15 protein-coding genes are annotated in these 15,553 nt (G+C 71.8%); 2 read left to right on the top strand and 13 right to left on the bottom strand.

Features of this window, described 5'->3' with window-relative positions; all coding sequences use genetic code 11:
* Nucleotides 1–89: 89 nt before the first annotated feature.
* The 11 genes from BLS67_RS02475 to rplJ form a co-directional block, all read right to left on the bottom strand.
* The gene (locus tag BLS67_RS02475) at nucleotides 90–1,364 is read right to left on the bottom strand and encodes an MCE family protein (protein WP_091238854.1); all 1,275 of its coding nucleotides are present in this window, start codon (nucleotides 1,362–1,364) and stop codon (nucleotides 90–92) included.
* Nucleotides 1,361–2,638 carry an MCE family protein gene (locus BLS67_RS02480; protein ID WP_091238857.1) on the bottom strand — a complete coding sequence of 426 codons (1,278 nt, stop codon included), beginning with the start codon at nucleotides 2,636–2,638 and terminating at the stop codon, nucleotides 1,361–1,363. Before BLS67_RS02480 ends, BLS67_RS02475 begins: the two co-directional genes overlap by 4 nt.
* A complete protein-coding gene (locus BLS67_RS02485; RefSeq protein WP_091239404.1) occupies nucleotides 2,635–3,873 on the bottom strand; it encodes an MCE family protein in 1,239 nt (412 codons plus the stop codon). The genes BLS67_RS02480 and BLS67_RS02485 overlap by 4 nt, the downstream gene beginning before the upstream one ends.
* Nucleotides 3,870–4,895, bottom strand: coding sequence for an MCE family protein (locus tag BLS67_RS02490; RefSeq protein WP_091239407.1), 1,026 nt, complete (start codon nucleotides 4,893–4,895; stop codon nucleotides 3,870–3,872). The genes BLS67_RS02485 and BLS67_RS02490 overlap by 4 nt, the downstream gene beginning before the upstream one ends.
* The gene (locus BLS67_RS02495) at nucleotides 4,895–5,932 is read right to left on the bottom strand and encodes an MCE family protein (protein WP_165617439.1); all 1,038 of its coding nucleotides are present in this window, start codon (nucleotides 5,930–5,932) and stop codon (nucleotides 4,895–4,897) included. Before BLS67_RS02495 ends, BLS67_RS02490 begins: the two co-directional genes overlap by 1 nt.
* Nucleotides 5,929–7,365 (bottom strand): MCE family protein, encoded by a 1,437-nt coding sequence (locus BLS67_RS02500; RefSeq protein ID WP_091238860.1) that lies wholly within the window; start codon nucleotides 7,363–7,365, stop codon nucleotides 5,929–5,931. The genes BLS67_RS02495 and BLS67_RS02500 overlap by 4 nt, the downstream gene beginning before the upstream one ends.
* Nucleotides 7,362–8,231 (bottom strand): MlaE family ABC transporter permease, encoded by an 870-nt coding sequence (locus BLS67_RS02505; protein ID WP_207500176.1) that lies wholly within the window; start codon nucleotides 8,229–8,231, stop codon nucleotides 7,362–7,364. Before BLS67_RS02505 ends, BLS67_RS02500 begins: the two co-directional genes overlap by 4 nt.
* Before the next feature lie 2 nt (nucleotides 8,232–8,233).
* Nucleotides 8,234–9,055, bottom strand: a complete 822-nt coding sequence (locus BLS67_RS02510; protein WP_242653736.1) for an MlaE family ABC transporter permease — start codon at nucleotides 9,053–9,055, stop codon at nucleotides 8,234–8,236.
* Nucleotides 9,052–10,164 carry an ABC transporter ATP-binding protein gene (locus BLS67_RS02515; protein WP_109504714.1) on the bottom strand — a complete coding sequence of 371 codons (1,113 nt, stop codon included), beginning with the start codon at nucleotides 10,162–10,164 and terminating at the stop codon, nucleotides 9,052–9,054. Before BLS67_RS02515 ends, BLS67_RS02510 begins: the two co-directional genes overlap by 4 nt.
* A gap of 289 nt (nucleotides 10,165–10,453) precedes the next feature.
* Complete coding sequence (gene rplL / locus BLS67_RS02520; protein WP_091238863.1) at nucleotides 10,454–10,843, bottom strand: 50S ribosomal protein L7/L12; 390 nt, start codon at nucleotides 10,841–10,843, stop codon at nucleotides 10,454–10,456.
* A gap of 15 nt (nucleotides 10,844–10,858) precedes the next feature.
* The gene (rplJ, locus tag BLS67_RS02525; RefSeq protein WP_091238866.1) at nucleotides 10,859–11,479 is read right to left on the bottom strand and encodes a 50S ribosomal protein L10; all 621 of its coding nucleotides are present in this window, start codon (nucleotides 11,477–11,479) and stop codon (nucleotides 10,859–10,861) included.
* A gap of 334 nt (nucleotides 11,480–11,813) precedes the next feature.
* On the opposite strand from rplJ, the gene BLS67_RS02530 reads away from it, so the two are divergent.
* Both BLS67_RS02530 and BLS67_RS02535 read left to right on the top strand, forming a co-directional pair.
* Nucleotides 11,814–13,142, top strand: coding sequence for an SAM-dependent methyltransferase (locus BLS67_RS02530; protein ID WP_091238869.1), 1,329 nt, complete (start codon nucleotides 11,814–11,816; stop codon nucleotides 13,140–13,142).
* A gap of 135 nt (nucleotides 13,143–13,277) precedes the next feature.
* The gene (locus tag BLS67_RS02535; RefSeq protein WP_091238872.1) at nucleotides 13,278–14,099 is read left to right on the top strand and encodes a DUF1295 domain-containing protein; all 822 of its coding nucleotides are present in this window, start codon (nucleotides 13,278–13,280) and stop codon (nucleotides 14,097–14,099) included.
* 200 nt (nucleotides 14,100–14,299) lie between these two features.
* Here BLS67_RS02535 and rplA read toward each other — a convergent pair whose 3' ends face one another.
* Entirely contained in the window at nucleotides 14,300–15,022 is a 723-nt protein-coding gene (gene rplA / locus BLS67_RS02540) for a 50S ribosomal protein L1 (protein ID WP_091238876.1), read from the bottom strand.
* Nucleotides 15,023–15,099: 77 nt separating this feature from the next.
* Nucleotides 15,100–15,528: a 50S ribosomal protein L11 gene (gene rplK / locus BLS67_RS02545; protein WP_091238880.1), complete on the bottom strand. Its 429-nt coding sequence runs from the start codon at nucleotides 15,526–15,528 to the stop codon at nucleotides 15,100–15,102.
* Nucleotides 15,529–15,553: the final 25 nt, after the last annotated feature.

Genomic DNA, 15,553 nt, shown 5'->3' on the forward strand with positions numbered 1-15,553 from the left:
CAGGGGACGTGCCACGGTGCGGGGCAGGTCACGGTAGCGGGCCCACCTGGCAGGGGCCGCCGCCGGCGGGAGCGGGTGCCCCGGAGGGGTCAGCCGGCCGAGGTGGAGAACGGGGACGCGCTGAGCAGGCCGCCGAGGAGGCCGTCCAGCACCCCGGCCACCGTCGTCCCACCGGCGGCCACGCCCCCCTGGGCGCCGGACGAGGCCACCCCGCCGGAGCCGCCGATGTTCTGCTCGCCGCGGATGTTCGAGCCGCTCTCGTCGACGCCGTCGGACGGGTCGGGGTCGACCCCGTCCACCACGTCGCACCGGACGGCCGTGGTGTCCAGCCCGGCCACCGCGGCGGGCGAGGGGCTGGCGCCCGTGGACACGTACCCCGAGGTGCAGGCACGGGGGTCGCCGTTGTTCAGCACGAAGCCGAAGTGCGCGCGCATCATGCCGTCCGCGTCCCGCCGGACGACGCTGAAGCCCCCGGTGACCACCTCGGGGTAGGTCACCAGCAGCTGCTCGACGCCGTCCAGGCGGGGAGTGGTGACGTCGTTGAGCACGTCGACGTTGCGGATCAGCGAGCTCAGGCCGGGGCCGGCGTCGGTGACCAGCTGCTGCAGGGCGGCCCCGGCGTCGGGTGCGTTCACCACCAGGCTGCGGAGGTCCGCGTCGCTGCTGACCAGGGTGTCCGACAGCAGCCGCAGGTTGGCCGCCCAGTCGGCGATCGCCGACCGCGAGTCGACCTGGGTCTGCAGGACCGTCTGGCCGTCGGTGATCAGCTGCAGCGTCTGCGGCAGCGACTGCTCGGCCCGGGTCAGCAGCAGGTTGCCGTTGTCGATGAGCCGGGCGAGGTCGTCGCCCGATCCGGCGAAGGCGGTGCCGAGCTCGTCCACGACCGTGCGCAGGTTGTCCAGGTCGATCGAGCCGACCAGGCCGTCGACGTCCTGCAGCAGCTGCTCGACCGGGATCGGTATGGACGTGCGGTCGACCGGGATGACCGAGCCGGCCCCCAGGTAGGGACCGTCGTCGCTGTCGGGGCGCAGGTCGACGTACTGCTCGCCCACCGCGCTGCGGTTGGCCACCGCGGCGGCGGCGTCGGCCGGGATCTGCGGGGCATCGGGGTCGATGGTCAGCTCCACCTCGACACCGTCGTCGGTGAGCCGCATGTCGCTCACCCGGCCCACGGCCACGCCCCGGTAGGTGACCTCGGCGTTGACGAAGATGCCGCCGGAGTCGGTGAACTCCGCCGCCACCTGGTACCCGCCGCCGAACAGCAGCCGGTCCAGGCCCACGTAGCGGAAGCCCACGTAGCTCATGCCCAGCAGGGCCACCACCGCGAAGGCCAGCAGCTGCAGCTTGGTGGTCCGGGTGATCACTGGGTCGCCCCCGTCGTCAGGCCCGGGATGGCCGGGAGGCCGAGCAGTCCGCTGCCGGTCGTGGTGCTGGGGACCAGCGCGGTGAGGTCGGGCAGGGTCGGCAGGGTGAACGCGGGCGAGCCCGTCGAGGTCGAGCCCGAGCCCGGTGCCGTGCCCGCCCCACCCCCCGAGCTGCCCGGCTGGCCGCACGCGCCGCCGGCCAGCTGGCTCGGGTCGAGCAGCACCAGCGCCCCCGTGGTCTGGTCCACCACGTAGCGGCAGAACAGCTCGCCCAGGTCGAGGTTGAGGTCCGCGGTCATGTTGGCGAACAGCCCGTAGCCCCCGGTGCGCTGGTCAGACCGGTACTGCAGGGCGGTCAGCGAGCTGGCCGGGAAGGGGTAGGTGAGCAGCAGGTCCAGCGAGTTGGCGAGGTCCGGGCCGGCCGCGGCGAGCTGGCTGAGGATCGGCTGGAGGTCCTGCAGGTTGGCCACGGTGTCGGCGCCGGTCTCGTTGATCACCCGGGTGCCGACGTCGCCCAGCTGGGCCAGGGACTGCAGCATCGACACCAGCAGCCCCCGCTGGTCCTCCAGCACGCTGAGCCCGGGGCCGATGGTGTCCAGCGCCGTGGTCAGCGTGCCGGTGTTCGCGGCCAGGGTGCCCGCGAGGGCGTTCACGCTGTCCAGGGCGCGGTTGATCTCGTCCCGCTGGTCGTCCAGACCCGCGACGAAGGTGTTCAGCTGGTCCAGGGTGTTGCGGACGGCGTCCTCGCGGCCCTCCAGGGCCTGGCCGAGCTCGGAGGTGATCGTCTGCAGCTGGGTGAGACCACCGCCGTTGAGGACGAGGGACAGCGCGCCGAGGACCTCCTCGACCTCCACGTTGCGGTTGGTGCGGTCCAGGGTGATCAGCGACCCGTTGCCGAGCTCGCCCTCGGGGGTCTCGCCGCCGGGGGCCGCCAGCTCGACGTACTTCTCCCCCAGCAGCGAGCTCTGCTGGATCATCGCGACGGCGTTGGCCGGCAGGTCGACGTCGCCGTTCACCTCGACGGTGACCACCGCCGTCCAGTCGTCGCCGAGCTCGACGTCGGTGACCTTGCCGACGGGGACGTCGGCCACCCGGACCGCCGACTGCGGGACCAGGTCCAGCACGTCGGCGAACTGGATCTGGACGTCGTACGGGTCGTCGCCGGTGTCGGCGCCACCGGGCAGGTCGAAGGAGTAGGCGCCGCGGAACCCGCAGCCCGACAGCAGGACGGCGACCGACACCAGCGCGGCGGCCCGGCGGGTGGAGGTGGTCACGAGGTCACTCCCGGGATCGTGGGCAGGCCGGGCAGCGAACCGCCCCCGGGCAGGCCGGTCGACGGCGAGAAGATGGCGGTGAGCAGCTCCTGCAGGTCGGGCACCCCGTTGCCGTTGAGGTCGTCCAGCGATCCGTCGGCGTTCGCGTCGCCGGACAGCAGCCGGGCGCACACCTGGTCGACCGGCGGGAGGCCCAGCAGCGTCGTCACGTCGTCCAGGTTGACCCCGGCCAGCTGCAGCCGGCCGGCCTGGCCCAGCAGCTGGCAGACCACGACGTCGGCGTTCTCGCTGCCCAGGGAGTTGTCGCGGGTGTCGAGGGTGCCGTAGTCGGGGTTGTAGGCGTGCGCCAGGTTGCCGATGGCCGCCGGGGCGACGTCGAGCACCTGGGCGAGGGCCTGGCGCTGCTGCACGAGGGTGAGGGTGACGTCGGCGAGCCGGTCGACGTTGGTGGTCAGCAGCGCGGTGTTCTGCTGCACGAAGGTGGCCACCTGCCCCAGCGCCGAGGACAGCAGCGCGATGGCCGAGGCGAGGTCCTCGCGCTCGCCCGCCAGCTGCTCGGCGACCGCGGCCAGGTTGGTGTTGAACTGCCCGACCTGGCTGTCGATGGTGGCCAGCGCGCTGGTGAACGTCTGCAGGTTGTCCAACGACCCGAACAGGTCGTCCCGGTTGTCGGCGAGCGTGCGGACGGCCTGCGAGAACCCGCTCAGCGTGTCGTTCAGCGCCTGGCCGTTGCCGTCCAGGTTCGCCGCCCCGACGTCCACGAGGTCCGACAGCGCACCGTTCGCGTTGGCACCGGTGGGACCCAGGGCCACCGAGAGGTCGTCGAGCGCCCCGTAGACCTGGTCGAGCTCGACGGGGGTCGCGGTGCGGTCCAGGGGGACCTCGGCCCCGTCGGCCATCTTCTCGCCACCGGCGTACACCGGCGCGAACTGCACGTACCGGTCGGCGACCAGGGACGGCGCCAGGATGACCGCGTCGGCGTCGGCCGGGATGGCGTACTGGTCGTCGACCAGCATGTCCACCCGCACCCGGTCGCCCATGGGGACGACGGCGGTGATCTCGCCGACGTCGATGCCCAGGACGCGGACGTCGGACCCGGTGTAGAGACCGACGGTCTGGTCGAACCAGGCGGTGACCCGGATCTGGCCGGCCGGGCGCAGCACGGTCCAGCCCAGCGCCCCGACCAGGACGAGTGCTGCGGCCAGCGCCACGAAGCGCTGCAGGCGGGCCGTCACGGCGAGCACCCCAGCAGCCCGCCGGAGTTGCCGGCCACCGACCCGCAGAGCACGCCCCCGACGACCCCGGGGATCAGGTTGTCCACGAAGCTGTCGAACCAGCGGCCGTTGCCCAGGGTGTTGGTGAAGACCGTGACGAAGGGCGCCAGGTTGGCCACCGTGTCCCCCAGGTTCTGCCGGTTGCGCTCGAGGATGTCGGTCACGGTCGAGAGCTGGGCCAGCGCCGGGGTCAGCGCGGCCGTGTTGTCCTGCACCAGCCCGGCCAGCTGCGTCGACAGCGTCTGGGTGGTGGTCAGGATGGAGTCGATGAGCTGGCGCCGCTCCTGCACCTCGGTGAGCAGGGTGTTGGAGTCCAGGATCAGCTGGGTGAACTCGCCGTTGCGGTCGGCGAGCACCTGGGTCACGTCCCGGGTCGCGGTCAGCAGCTGCTGCAGCTGGGCGTCGCGGCTGGAGATGGTCTGCGAGAGCCGGGACAACCCGTCGAGGGAGGTGCGGACCTCGTCCGGGGTGTCGGCGAAGGTCTCGCTGAGCACCTCGAAGGACTGCGCCAGCTGCGCGGTGTCGACGTCGTCGATGGTCTGGGCCAGCCCGTTGAAGGCCTGCACGACGTCGTAGGGCGACGCGGTGCGGTCCAGCGGGATCCGGTCGTCGGGGTCCAGGGCGGTCTCCCCGCGCGGCACCAGGGCCAGGTACTTCGCGCCCAGCACCGTCTCGATCTTGATCGCGGCCTCGCTCTGGTCCCCCACGAAGGCGTCGCGGACCCGGAACGTCACGGTGACCGCGCCGTCCTCGAGGGCCAGGCCCTCGACCTGGCCGACCTTGACGCCGGCCACCCGCACCGGGTCGTCGGCACGCAGCCCGGCCGCCTCGCTGAACTGGGCGGAGTAGACGGTCCCCCCGCCGATCAGCGGCAGCGACTGCGCGTTGAACGCCAGCAGCACCAGGACGGCGATGACGGTCAGGCTGACCGCACCGATGGTCACCGGGTTGCGGTCGCGGAACGGCTTGGACTCGCGGGCCATCAGCTGCACCCCGCCGATCCGTTGGGCGCCCCGCCGGGGGGCAGCTGCGTGGTGCCGACGACGGGCAGGGTCACCACGCCCGACGCCGAGCAGAGGTAGAAGTTGAACCAGCTGCCGTTGACCGCCGTGCGGGTGATCAGGTCGATCTTGGTCGGGGCCAGCTGCAGGAAGCCCTCGAGGACGTCGCCGCTGTCGGCCAGGTTCGTCGACAGGTCCCCGAGCGCGGTGATGTCGGCGGCCAGCGGCGGCCGGGCGTCGCTGAGGAACTGCGACGTCGTCGCGGCCAGGCCGTCGATGGTCTGCAGCGAGTCGAAGATCGTGTCGCGGTCGGCGGCCAGCCCCGACACGAACTGCTGCAGCGAGACCACCAGGTCCGACAGCTGCTGGTCGCGGGCCGCGACGGTGCCCACGACGGTGGTCAGGTTGTCGATCACGCTGCCGATCACCTGGTCCTTGTCGGCCAGGGAGTTGGTGAGCGAGCCGACGTGCGCCAGCAGGCTCTGCACGGTGCCCCCCTCGCCCTGGAACACCTGGATCAGCTCGTAGGACAGCCGGTTGACGTCGTCCGGGCTCAACGCCTGGAACAACGGCTGGAAACCGCCGAACAGCACGGTGAGGTCCAGCGCCGGCTTGGTCTGCGCCACCGGGATGACGTCGTCGGCGGACAGGGTCTGCCCGCCGGAGCCGTCGCCCTCGGTCAGGGCCACGTAGCGCTGGCCGACCAGGTTGCGGTACCGGATGGTCGCCTGCACCGAGCTGGGCAGCCGGACGTCGGAGGCCACCTCGATGCCGATCTCGGCCATCGGGGACTCGCGGTCGTCGGTGAGGCCGATGTCGGTCACCTGGCCCACCCGCACACCGGCGATGCGCACCTCGTCGCCGGCGACCAGCCCGGCGACGTCGGTGAACTGCGCCCGGTAGGTGGTCTGGTCGCCGTAGCCGGCGTTGGTGATGGTCGCGAGCAGCACGTAGCTGGCCAGGATGGTCACCATCGCGAAGACCACCAGCTTGACGATCGGTGCGGTCAGGCCCCTCACGGCACCATCACCTGCGTCCCGCGCAGCAGCGGCGCCAGGCTGGAGGCCGCGAGGTCGGAGACGTCGGTCGGGTCGACGCCGGTCTGGTAGCCCAGCAGGCTGCGGACGAAGTCCAGCTCCGCCGAGGAACCCGCTAGGCTGTCACCGGCGCTCCCCCCGTCGGTGAGCCCCCGTGGCAGGACCGACGCCAGCGAGAAGTCGGTGCCCACGCCCGTGCCGTCCCGCCCGGTGCGGGTGTCCTCGAACGGGAGGTCGGTGGGACCGGTGCCCCCCAGGCAGCGCGGGTTGCCCGACACCGGGTTGTCGGTGGAGTCGACGCCGTCCAGCGGCGGCACGGGGCAGTAGTACTCGCCCTGCGCCGCGGCGGCGATCACGCCGTCGATGTCGTCCAGGCCCCGGCAGTCCGGCCCGGAGACGTCGTCGTAGGCCGGCTGGTCACCGGGCACGTAGGGGTTGCGCGGCGGCAGCGTGACGGTGAGGTTCAAGTTCAGCGCGGGGTCGCCGTCGGCGCCGAACGCCTCGCTGATCATCGGGTTGAACCGGCTGAGCCCGTTGAGCAGGCACGGGTACTCCGGGGAGTACCGGGCGAACAGCGAGAGCACCGGTCGGGAGCCCTGGGCGAGCTGGATCAGGGAGCTCTCGTTCTGCTGCAGGAAGCCGGCCGCGGTCTGGGCCGAGGAGCCGACGACGGTGAAGGTGCGCCGCAGCTGCTCGGACTGGTCGACGACGGTGCTGGCGGTCACCGACAGGTTGTCCAGGACGGCCAGCAGGTCCGGCGTGGCCGCCTCGTAGGTGTCCGCGGTGTCGGCCAGCAGCGAGATGTCGGCCTGCAGCTGCGGGAGCACGGTGTTGACCGAGCCCACGTAGGAGCCGGTGTCGGCCAGGTTCTGCCCCAGCTGGTCCCCCCGGCCCCGGAGGGCGTCGGCCACCGCGCCCAGGGTGTAGGAGAGGTCGCCCGGGTCGACCGCCTGCAGCAACGGCAGGAGGTCGTCGATGACCCGCTCGAGCTCGATGGCGTTCTCGCTGCGGTCCTGCCCGATGGTGTCCCCGCCGGCCAGCCGCTGCTCGCTCGGGTCGTCCGGGATGACCAGGGAGACGAACCGCTCGCCGAACAGCGTCTTGGGCAGCAGTCGGGCGTTCACGTTGGCCGGGATCTGGTCGAGGTACTCGGGCTGGATGGCCAGCTCGATGGTCGCGCCGTCGGCGCTGGCCGACACGGCCCGGACCTCGCCCACGATGACCCCCCGGATCTTCACGTCGCTGGCGGTCTGCAGCTGGTTGCCGATGGTGTCGGTCTCCAGCTGGACGGTGACGGCCCCGCTGAAGGCCTTCTGGTAGGTGGCCACGGCCAGCCCGAGCAGCATCAGGATCACGGCCAGGAAGGCCACCCCCTGCAACCGCTGGCGGACGACGGCGCCTCTGCCGCGGCTCATCCTGCGATCCTCACGGTCGTCGTCGAGCCCCAGATGGCCAGGGACAGGAACAGGTCGATGACCATCACCGCCACGATGGAGAAGCGCACCGCGCGGCCCACGGCCAGGCCCACGCCGGCCGGCCCGCCGCCGGCGCGGTAGCCGTAGTAGCAGTGGCTGAGGATGATCACGACGCTGAAGACGAGCACCTTCACGAAGGACCAGAGGACGTCCTGCGGTGGCAGGAACAGGTTGAAGTAGTGGTCGTAGGTGCCCGCCGACTGCCCGTAGACGGTGGTGGTGATGGTGCGGGTGGCGAAGTAGCTGGTGAGCAGGCCGATGACGTACAGCGGGATGACGGCGACGAAGCCGGCGACGATGCGGGTGGTCACCAGGAACGGCAGCGAGGGCACGCCCATGACCTCGAGGGCGTCGATCTCCTCGTTGATGCGCATGGCGCCGATCTGCGCGGTGAAGCCGCAGCCGACGGTGGCCGACAGGGCGAGCCCGGCGACCAGCGGTGCGATCTCGCGGGTGTTGAAGTAGGCCGAGAGGAACCCGGTGAACGCCGAGGTGCCCAGCTGGTCCAGCGCCTGGTAGCCCTGCAGGCCGACCTCGGTGCCGGTGAAGAACGACAGGAACGCGATCACCCCGACCGTGCCCCCGACCACGGCGAGCGCGCCGGTGCCGAAGCTGACCTCGGCCAGCAGGCGGAAGGTCTCGCGCTTGTAGCGCTTGAGCGTGCGGGGGGTCCAGCCCAGGGCGCGGCCGTAGAAGCTGACCTGGTCGCCGAGGTCCTCCAGCGTCGACATCGGCCGGCGGTAGACCGTGCGCACGATGCGGCGGGTGCGCACCTTGACCCGGTCGACGGGTGAGAGCAGGGCCATCGTCACTGCCCCTTCGGCGGCACGAGCTGGAAGTAGATCGCGGTGATCACGAAGTTCACCGCGAACAGCAGCAGGAAGGTGATGACGACCGACTGGTTCACCGCGTCGCCCACCCCCTTGGGCCCACCGCCGGCCCGCAGGCCCTTGTAGGAGGCCACGATGCCGGCGATCAGGCCGAAGATCAGCGCCTTGATCTCGCCGGACCAGAAGTCCTGCACCTGGGCCAACGCGCTGAACGACGCCAGGTAGGCACCGGGGGTACCGCCCTGCAGGATGACGTTGAAGAAGTAGCCGCCGGTCACGCCGACCACCGAGACCAGACCGTTGAGCAGCACCGCGACCAGCATCGAGGCCAGCACACGAGGCACCACCAGGCGCTGGATCGGCGAGATGCCGAGCACCTCCATGGCGTCGATCTCGTCGCGGATCTTGCGGGCACCCAGGTCGGCGCAGATCGCCGAACCACCCGCGCCGGCGATGAGCAGCGCGGTGACGATCGGGCTGGCCTCGCGGAGCACGGCCAGCACCGACGCCGACCCGGTGAAGGACTGGGCCCCCAGCTGCCGGGTGAGCGAGCCCAGCTGCAGCGCGATGACCGCACCGAACGGGATGGCCACCAGCGCGGTCGGCAGGATCGTCACCGAGGCCACGAACCAGGTCTGCTGGATGAACTCGCGCAGCTGGAACGGGCGGCGGAAGACCGACCGGATGACGTCGAGGGCGAAGGCGAACAGGTTGCCGCTGGCGCGCAGCGGGCGCAGCGGGGACAGCTTCCCGTCCAGCAGACCCGGCGCCTTCGGCTTCTCGCCCGGGGTGGCCGTCACGGACGGCCCCGGGGGTCGGGGACGACGAGGTCGGCGCCGTCCTCGGTGCGCCACTCGCGCCCCTCGGACGTGGTGGGCTCGAACGAGCCGGAGTCGGCCAGGGCGAGCAGGTCGGCGGGCAGGCTGGCCCGGATCGCGTCGGCGGTGGCCGGGTCGTAGGTGTGCAGCATCCGGGCGACCCGCTCCTGGCGGCGGCGCACGGCCTTGCGCTCGGGCAGGCCGGGCGACGGCTCGAGCTGCGGGGGCACGGCCTCGCCGCCGGAGGCGCCCTTGGGGCCCACCCCGTTGTGCTGGTCGCCGCCGCGGGCCTCCAGGGCGGCCATCTCGGCCTCGACCTGGGCGACGTCCTTCTCCTCGCTCATGCCGATCGGGCCCTCGCGGCGGCCGTTGAGGAACTGCCGCACGACCGGCTCCTGGCTGGTGAGCAGCTGCTCGCGCGGGCCGAACATGGCCAGGTGCCGGCGGAACAGCAGGCCGAGGTTGTCCGGCACGGTGCGGGCGGTGCCGATGTCGTGGGTGACGATGAGGAAGGTGGCGTCGATCTGGGCGTTCAGGTCGACGATCAGCTGGTTGAGGTAGGCGACGCGCACCGGGTCGAGCCCGGAGTCGGGCTCGTCGAACAGGATGACCTCGGGGTCGAGCACCAGCGCCCGGGCGATCCCGGCCCGCTTGCGCATGCCGCCGGAGATCTCGCCGGGCAGCTTGCCCTCGGTGCCGGCCAGGCCGACCATGTCCATCTTCTCCATGACGATGGAGCGGACCTCGGACTCGCTCTTCTTGGTGTGCTCGCGCAGCGGGAACGCGATGTTGTCGTAGAGGTTCATCGACCCGAACAGCGCGCCGTCCTGGAAGAGGACGCCGAAGAGGCGACGGACGTCGTACAGGTCGCGCTCGGAGCAGCTGACGATGTCGGTGTCGCTCATGACGATCGAGCCGCGCTCGGGCTTGAGCAGCCCCACCAGGGACTTCAGGAACACCGACTTGCCGGTGCCCGAGGGCCCCAGCATCACCGAGATCTCGCCCGGCGGGAGCGTGAGGGTGACGTCGCTCCAGATGTTCTGGCTGCCGAAGGACTTGGTCAGCCCCTCGACGTGCACGGCGACGCCCATGGTCGAACCTCCTCCGCCGGCTCCGGTGCCGGTTCAGTCACCCCGCCGGTCGGGCGGGCTCCGGCATCATGCGGCCCCCGGGGCGGCGGCGCATGTCTACTGGGCAATAACGAAGGTCGAGGTTAGTGGTTACGCGCGTCACGGCAATCGGGTGGCCCCCGTCTCACCCCTAATCGTGACCTGGGCACGCAGCAGGGGCCGCCCTCCCGGGTGGGAGGACGGCCCCTGCGGACGTGCGGTGGTGCTGGTCACCCGTGGGCGACCGGCCCGGCAGCTGCCGGGCGGGGTGTCACTTGACGGTGACGGTGGCGCCGGCGCCCTCGAGGGCAGCCTTGGCCTTCTCCGCGGCGTCCTTGGCGACCTTCTCCAGGACGGGCTTGGGCGCGCCGTCGACCAGGTCCTTGGCCTCCTTGAGGCCCAGGGAGGTGAGACCGCGCACCTCCTTGATGACCTGGATCTTCTTGTCGCCGGCGGCCTCGAGGATGACGTCGAACTCATCCTGCTCGGCAGCGGCCTCGGGGGCGGCGCCGCCACCGGCCGGGCCGGCGGCGACAGCGGCCACGGGGGCGGCAGCGGTGACGTCGAAGGTGGTCTCGAACTCCTTCACGAAGTCCGACAGCTCCAGGAGGGTCATCTCCTTGAAGGCGTCGAGCAGCTCGTCGGTGGACAGCTTGGCCATGTTTTCTCCTACTGGTCAGTCGTCGCTGGCCGCGGGCGCGGCGTCAGCGTCGGTGTCGGGGGTGGTGGGTGCAGCAGCGGCGTCCTCGGCCGGAGCGTCGGCGGCGGGCAGGGTCTCCCCGGCCGCCTCCTTCTTCTCCTGCAGGGCGGCGGCGAGACGGGCGACCTGCGACAGCGGGGCCTGGAACAGCCCGGCAGCCTTGGTGAGGTTGCCCTTCATCGCGCCGGCCAGCTTGGCCAGCAGGACCTCACGGGACTCGACGTCGGCGAGGCGGGTGACCTCGGCGGCATCGACCGTGCGGCCCTCGACGACCCCGCCCTTGACGACGAGGGCCGGGTTGGCCTTCGCGAAGTCGCGGATCGCCTTGGCGGCCTCCACCGGGTCACCGGCGATGAACGCGATGGCGGTGGGGCCGGTGAGCAGCGGAGCCAGGTCGGCGTGGCCGACCGAGTCCGCCGCACGCTTCGTCAAGGTGTTCTTGACGACGGCGTAGCTGCTGCCCGCACCGAGGGAACGACGCAGCTGGCTCAGCTGCGCCACGGTCAGCCCGCGGTACTCGGTGAGCACCGCCGCACTCGAGTCCTGGAACTGGCTGGTGATCTCCGCGATCGCCGCATCCTTGGCCTGCGTGGGCATGGGCCTCCTCTCTCAGTCGGGGCGACCACCGGAGGAGGCACGGCGCGCGCACGATCGAGAGGACCGGAGACGACGGACGCCCCGGCGCGAGGCGCACGGGGCGTGAGCAGCTACAGAGCAACCGCGGACGATCCGTTCACCTGCGCGGGTCGCCCGGACGGATCCGGGACCTTCGATCGCACGCGGACGTGCGACGACCAGCGGTCTGGGGGGAACTCGGAGAAGAGTACGCCATCGGCGCGGGGACCCGGCACCGGCATCCGCCGCGCCCCCGCGGAGCGAACACCGGAGGATCTACCCGGACGCCCCGCCGCACGACAGGAGCACACCCCGCATGAGCAGCACTCCCCCCACCGACCGCTCGGTCGCCGGCCGGTTGGCCGGCCTGGTCGGCGAGGTCTTCGGCGGCCGGGTCCCGGTCCGCATCCGCGCCTGGGACGGCAGCGAGGCCGGCCCGGCCGACGCGCCGGTCGTCGTCCTCCGCAGCCGCACCGCCCTGCGCCGGCTGCTGTGGGACCCGAACGAGCTGGGCCTGGCCCGCGCCTACGTCGCCGGCGAGATCGACGTCGAGGGCGACCTGGCCGACGGGCTGTCCCGGGTCTGGTCGCTCGTGCGGGAGCGGCCGCCGTCGCTGCCCGGCGTGCGCGACCAGCTGCGGTGGGCCCGCACCGCGCTGCGGCTGGGCATCGTGGGTCGCCGGCCGGCTGCGCCCCCGGAGGAGGCCGTGCTGTCGGGCGAGAAGCACACCACCGACCGCGACAGCGACGCGATCAGCTACCACTACGACCAGAGCAACGACGTCTACCAGGCGCTGCTCGACGAGCACATGGCCTACTCCTGCGCCTACTTCCGCGAGGACCCGGCCACCGACCCCGGTGCCGCCGACGGCAGCTACACCGTCACCGACGCCCAGCGCGACAAGCTCGAGCTGGTCTGCCGCAAGCTCGGCCTCGAGCCCGGCATGCGGCTGCTGGACGTCGGCTGCGGGTGGGGCTCGATGATCCTCTACGCCGCCCAGCACCACGGCGTGCACGCCACCGGTGTCACCATCTCCGCCCAGCAGCGCGACCACATCGAGAAGGTCGTCGCCGAGCGCGGCCTGGCCGACCGGGTGACCGTGCGGTTGCAGGACTACCGGGACGTCCCGCTGCCCGCCGAGGGGCCCTACGACGCCATCAGCTCCATCGAGATGAGCGAGCACGTCGGCCAGGAGCAGTACCCGGTCTACGCCGCGACGCTCCACCGCCTGGTCAAGCCCGGCGGCCGGGTCCTCGTGCAGGCCATGAGCCACCCCAGCGCCCCCGGCGGCGGCGCGTTCATCGAGCGCTACGTGGCCCCCGACATGCACATGCGCCCGACCTGGCAGACCGCCGAGATGCTCGCGGCCCCGGGTCTCGAGCTGCGCGACGTCGAGAGCATCCGCGAGCACTACGACTGGACCGTGCGGGCCTGGGGCGTCCGCCTCGAGGAGCGTTGGTCCGACGTCACCGCGATCATCGGCGAGGCCGGCGCCCGCATCTGGCGGCTGTACCTGGCCGGCGGCGGCCTGACCTTCGCCGAGAACCGCATGGGCGTCGACCAGCTGCTGTTCGTGAAGCCGCTGCCCACCGGCCGCAGCGGCATGCCGGCGACCCGCCGGGCCTGGGACGTCACGGCCTGCTGAAGGACCTGACCGTCCCCCACGGCGCGCTCCGCACGCCGCGGGCCCCTACGGTCAGGCCGAACTGCGGGCACGACCCCGGCGGGCACCTCGCCGGGCAGCAGGGTCGAGCAACCGGCCCGGGACGAGGAGCTCGTGATGGACGTCGGGGTCGACTGGGGCGCGCTGGGCGTCAACGCGCTGATCACGCTGGGCGTGCTGCTGGTGGTCTTCACCGGCACCTGGCTGCTGGCGCTGCGGCTGGGGCGGCACTCGGTCATCGACGTGGTCTGGGGCATGGGCTTCGTCGTCGTGTCCCTCGTCGGGCTCCTGGTCGCACAGGCCGGCGACCACGGGGACCTGGGGCGCCAGCTGCTCGCCCTCGCGCTGACCACGGCGTGGGGCGTGCGCCTGGCCGTGCACATCGGCCGGCGCAACGGCTCGAAGGAGGACCCTCGCTACGAGGAGATCCTGGCCCGGGCGACGGGCTCACCCGCGGCGCACATCTACCGGCGGGTGTACCTCAGCCAGGTCGCGGTGCTGTTCGTGGTGTCGCTGCCCCTGCAGGTCGCCGCGTTCCAGGAGGGCTCGGCGACGTCGGGCTGGCCGCTGGTCGCCGCCCTGCTGGGTGTCGTCGTCTGGTCGGTCGGGTTCACCTTCGAGACCGTCGGCGACTGGCAGCTCGAGCGGTTCAAGGCCGACCCCGCGAACAAGGGCGTCGTCAACGACCGCGGCCTGTGGCGGTACACCCGGCACCCCAACTACTTCGGCGACGCCTGCGTCATGTGGGGGCTCTGGCTGCTCACCGCCGGCCACTGGTCGGGCCTGGTCGTGCTGGTCTGCCCGGTGCTCATGACCGCCAACCTGGTCAAGGGCTCCGGCGCGGCCATGACCGACCGGCGGATGCGGAGCACCCGCAAGGGCTTCGCCGAGTACGTCGAGCGCACCAGCGGCTTCGTCCCACTGCCCCCGCGACGCTGAGCACACCGCGATCCTCCGGATCGCACCGCGGCCAACGGCCGTCCCGATCTGGGCTGAGCCGCTCCGCGTCCCGCGGGAGGAGGCCTCCGGCCCCCGTCCCGCGGGACGTCCCCGGGGGTCACCTGGCCGGGCCGCTCCCCCGCCGGGACGCAGAACGCCCCCGCGACCGGTGGTTGCGGGGGCGTTCTGCGTGCGGTGGCTCAGACCTGGGAGGCCTCGTCGACCAGCAGGTTGCGGGTGCGGTTCGGGTCGACCTGGATGCCCGGGCCCATCGTCGTGGAGACGGTGACCTTGCGGACGTACCGGCCCTTGGCGGCCGAGGGCTTCGCGCGCAGGACCTCGTCGAGGGCGGCGGCGTAGTTCTCGACCAGCTTGGTCTCGTCGAAGGAGACCTTGCCGATCACCAGGTGCAGGTTGGACTGCTTGTCGACGCGGAAGTTGATCTTCCCGCCCTTGATGTCGTTGACGGCCTTGGTGACGTCGGGGGTCACGGTGCCGGTCTTCGGGTTCGGCATCAGGCCGCGAGGGCCGAGGATGCGGGCGATCCGGCCGACCTTGGCCATCTGGTCGGGGGTGGCGATCGCGGCGTCGAAGTCCAGGAAGCCGCCCTGGATGCGCTCGATCAGGTCCTCGGCACCGACGACGTCGGCGCCGGCGGCCTCGGCCTCGGCGGCCTTGTCACCGGTCGCGAACACGATGACGCGGGCGGTCTTGCCGGTGCCGTGGGGCAGGTTGACCGTGCCGCGGACCATCTGGTCGGCCTTGCGGGGGTCGACACCGAGGCGGATGGCGACCTCGACGGTGGCGTCGTACTTGGTGGTCGACGTCTGCTTCGCCAGACCGGCCGCCTGCAGCGGGCTGTACAGCTGGTTCGCGTCGACGAGCTCGGCCGCCTTGCGGAAGTTCTTGCCGTGCTTGGCCATGTGGTGCTCCTGTTCTCACCCGGTGCCCGGGCAGATCGTGTGGTGAACGGGCCTGGCCGGCCCTCCCACGGGTACTGCTAGTTGACGGTGATGCCCATCGACCGGGCGGTGCCGGCGATGATCTTCTCGGCCTGGTCCAGGTCGTTGGCGTTCAGGTCGGTCATCTTGGTCTGGGCGATCTCGCGGACCTGGTCGCGGGTGACCGAGGCGACCTTGGTCTTGTGCGGCTCGCCCGAGCCCTTCTCGACACCGGCGGCCTTGAGCAGCATGCGCGCAGCCGGCGGGGTCTTGGTGATGAAGGTGAACGAGCGGTCCTCGAACACCGAGATCTCGACCGGGACGACGTCGCCGCGCTGGGACTCGGTCTCGGCGTTGTAGGCCTTGCAGAACTCCATGATGTTGACGCCGTGCTGGCCGAGCGCCGGACCGACGGGCGGCGCGGGGGTGGCCGCACCGGCCTTGATCTGGAGCTTGATGACCGCGGTCAACCGCTTCCTGGGGGGCATGACTTCCTCTTCTTGTCGTTCAGGT

Origin of the sequence: Klenkia soli (genome assembly GCF_900103975.1) — a bacterium.
GTDB lineage: Bacteria > Actinomycetota > Actinomycetes > Mycobacteriales > Geodermatophilaceae > Klenkia > Klenkia soli.

Excerpts from the sequence above, each read along its gene's own strand:
- BLS67_RS02490 (WP_091239407.1), bottom strand. The coding sequence starts at position 4,895 with ATGGCCCGCGAGTCCAAGCCGTTCCGCGACCGCAACCCGGTGACCATC.
- BLS67_RS02500 (WP_091238860.1), bottom strand. The coding sequence starts at position 7,365 with ATGAGCCGCGGCAGAGGCGCCGTCGTCCGCCAGCGGTTGCAGGGGGTG.
- BLS67_RS02505 (WP_207500176.1), bottom strand. The coding sequence starts at position 8,231 with ATGGCCCTGCTCTCACCCGTCGACCGGGTCAAGGTGCGCACCCGCCGC.
- BLS67_RS02515 (WP_109504714.1), bottom strand. The coding sequence starts at position 10,164 with ATGGGCGTCGCCGTGCACGTCGAGGGGCTGACCAAGTCCTTCGGCAGC.
- rplL (WP_091238863.1), bottom strand. The coding sequence starts at position 10,843 with ATGGCCAAGCTGTCCACCGACGAGCTGCTCGACGCCTTCAAGGAGATG.
- rplJ (WP_091238866.1), bottom strand. The coding sequence starts at position 11,479 with ATGCCCACGCAGGCCAAGGATGCGGCGATCGCGGAGATCACCAGCCAG.
- BLS67_RS02530 (WP_091238869.1), top strand. The coding sequence starts at position 11,814 with ATGAGCAGCACTCCCCCCACCGACCGCTCGGTCGCCGGCCGGTTGGCC.
- BLS67_RS02535 (WP_091238872.1), top strand. The coding sequence starts at position 13,278 with ATGGACGTCGGGGTCGACTGGGGCGCGCTGGGCGTCAACGCGCTGATC.
- rplA (WP_091238876.1), bottom strand. The coding sequence starts at position 15,022 with ATGGCCAAGCACGGCAAGAACTTCCGCAAGGCGGCCGAGCTCGTCGAC.
- rplK (WP_091238880.1), bottom strand. The coding sequence starts at position 15,528 with ATGCCCCCCAGGAAGCGGTTGACCGCGGTCATCAAGCTCCAGATCAAG.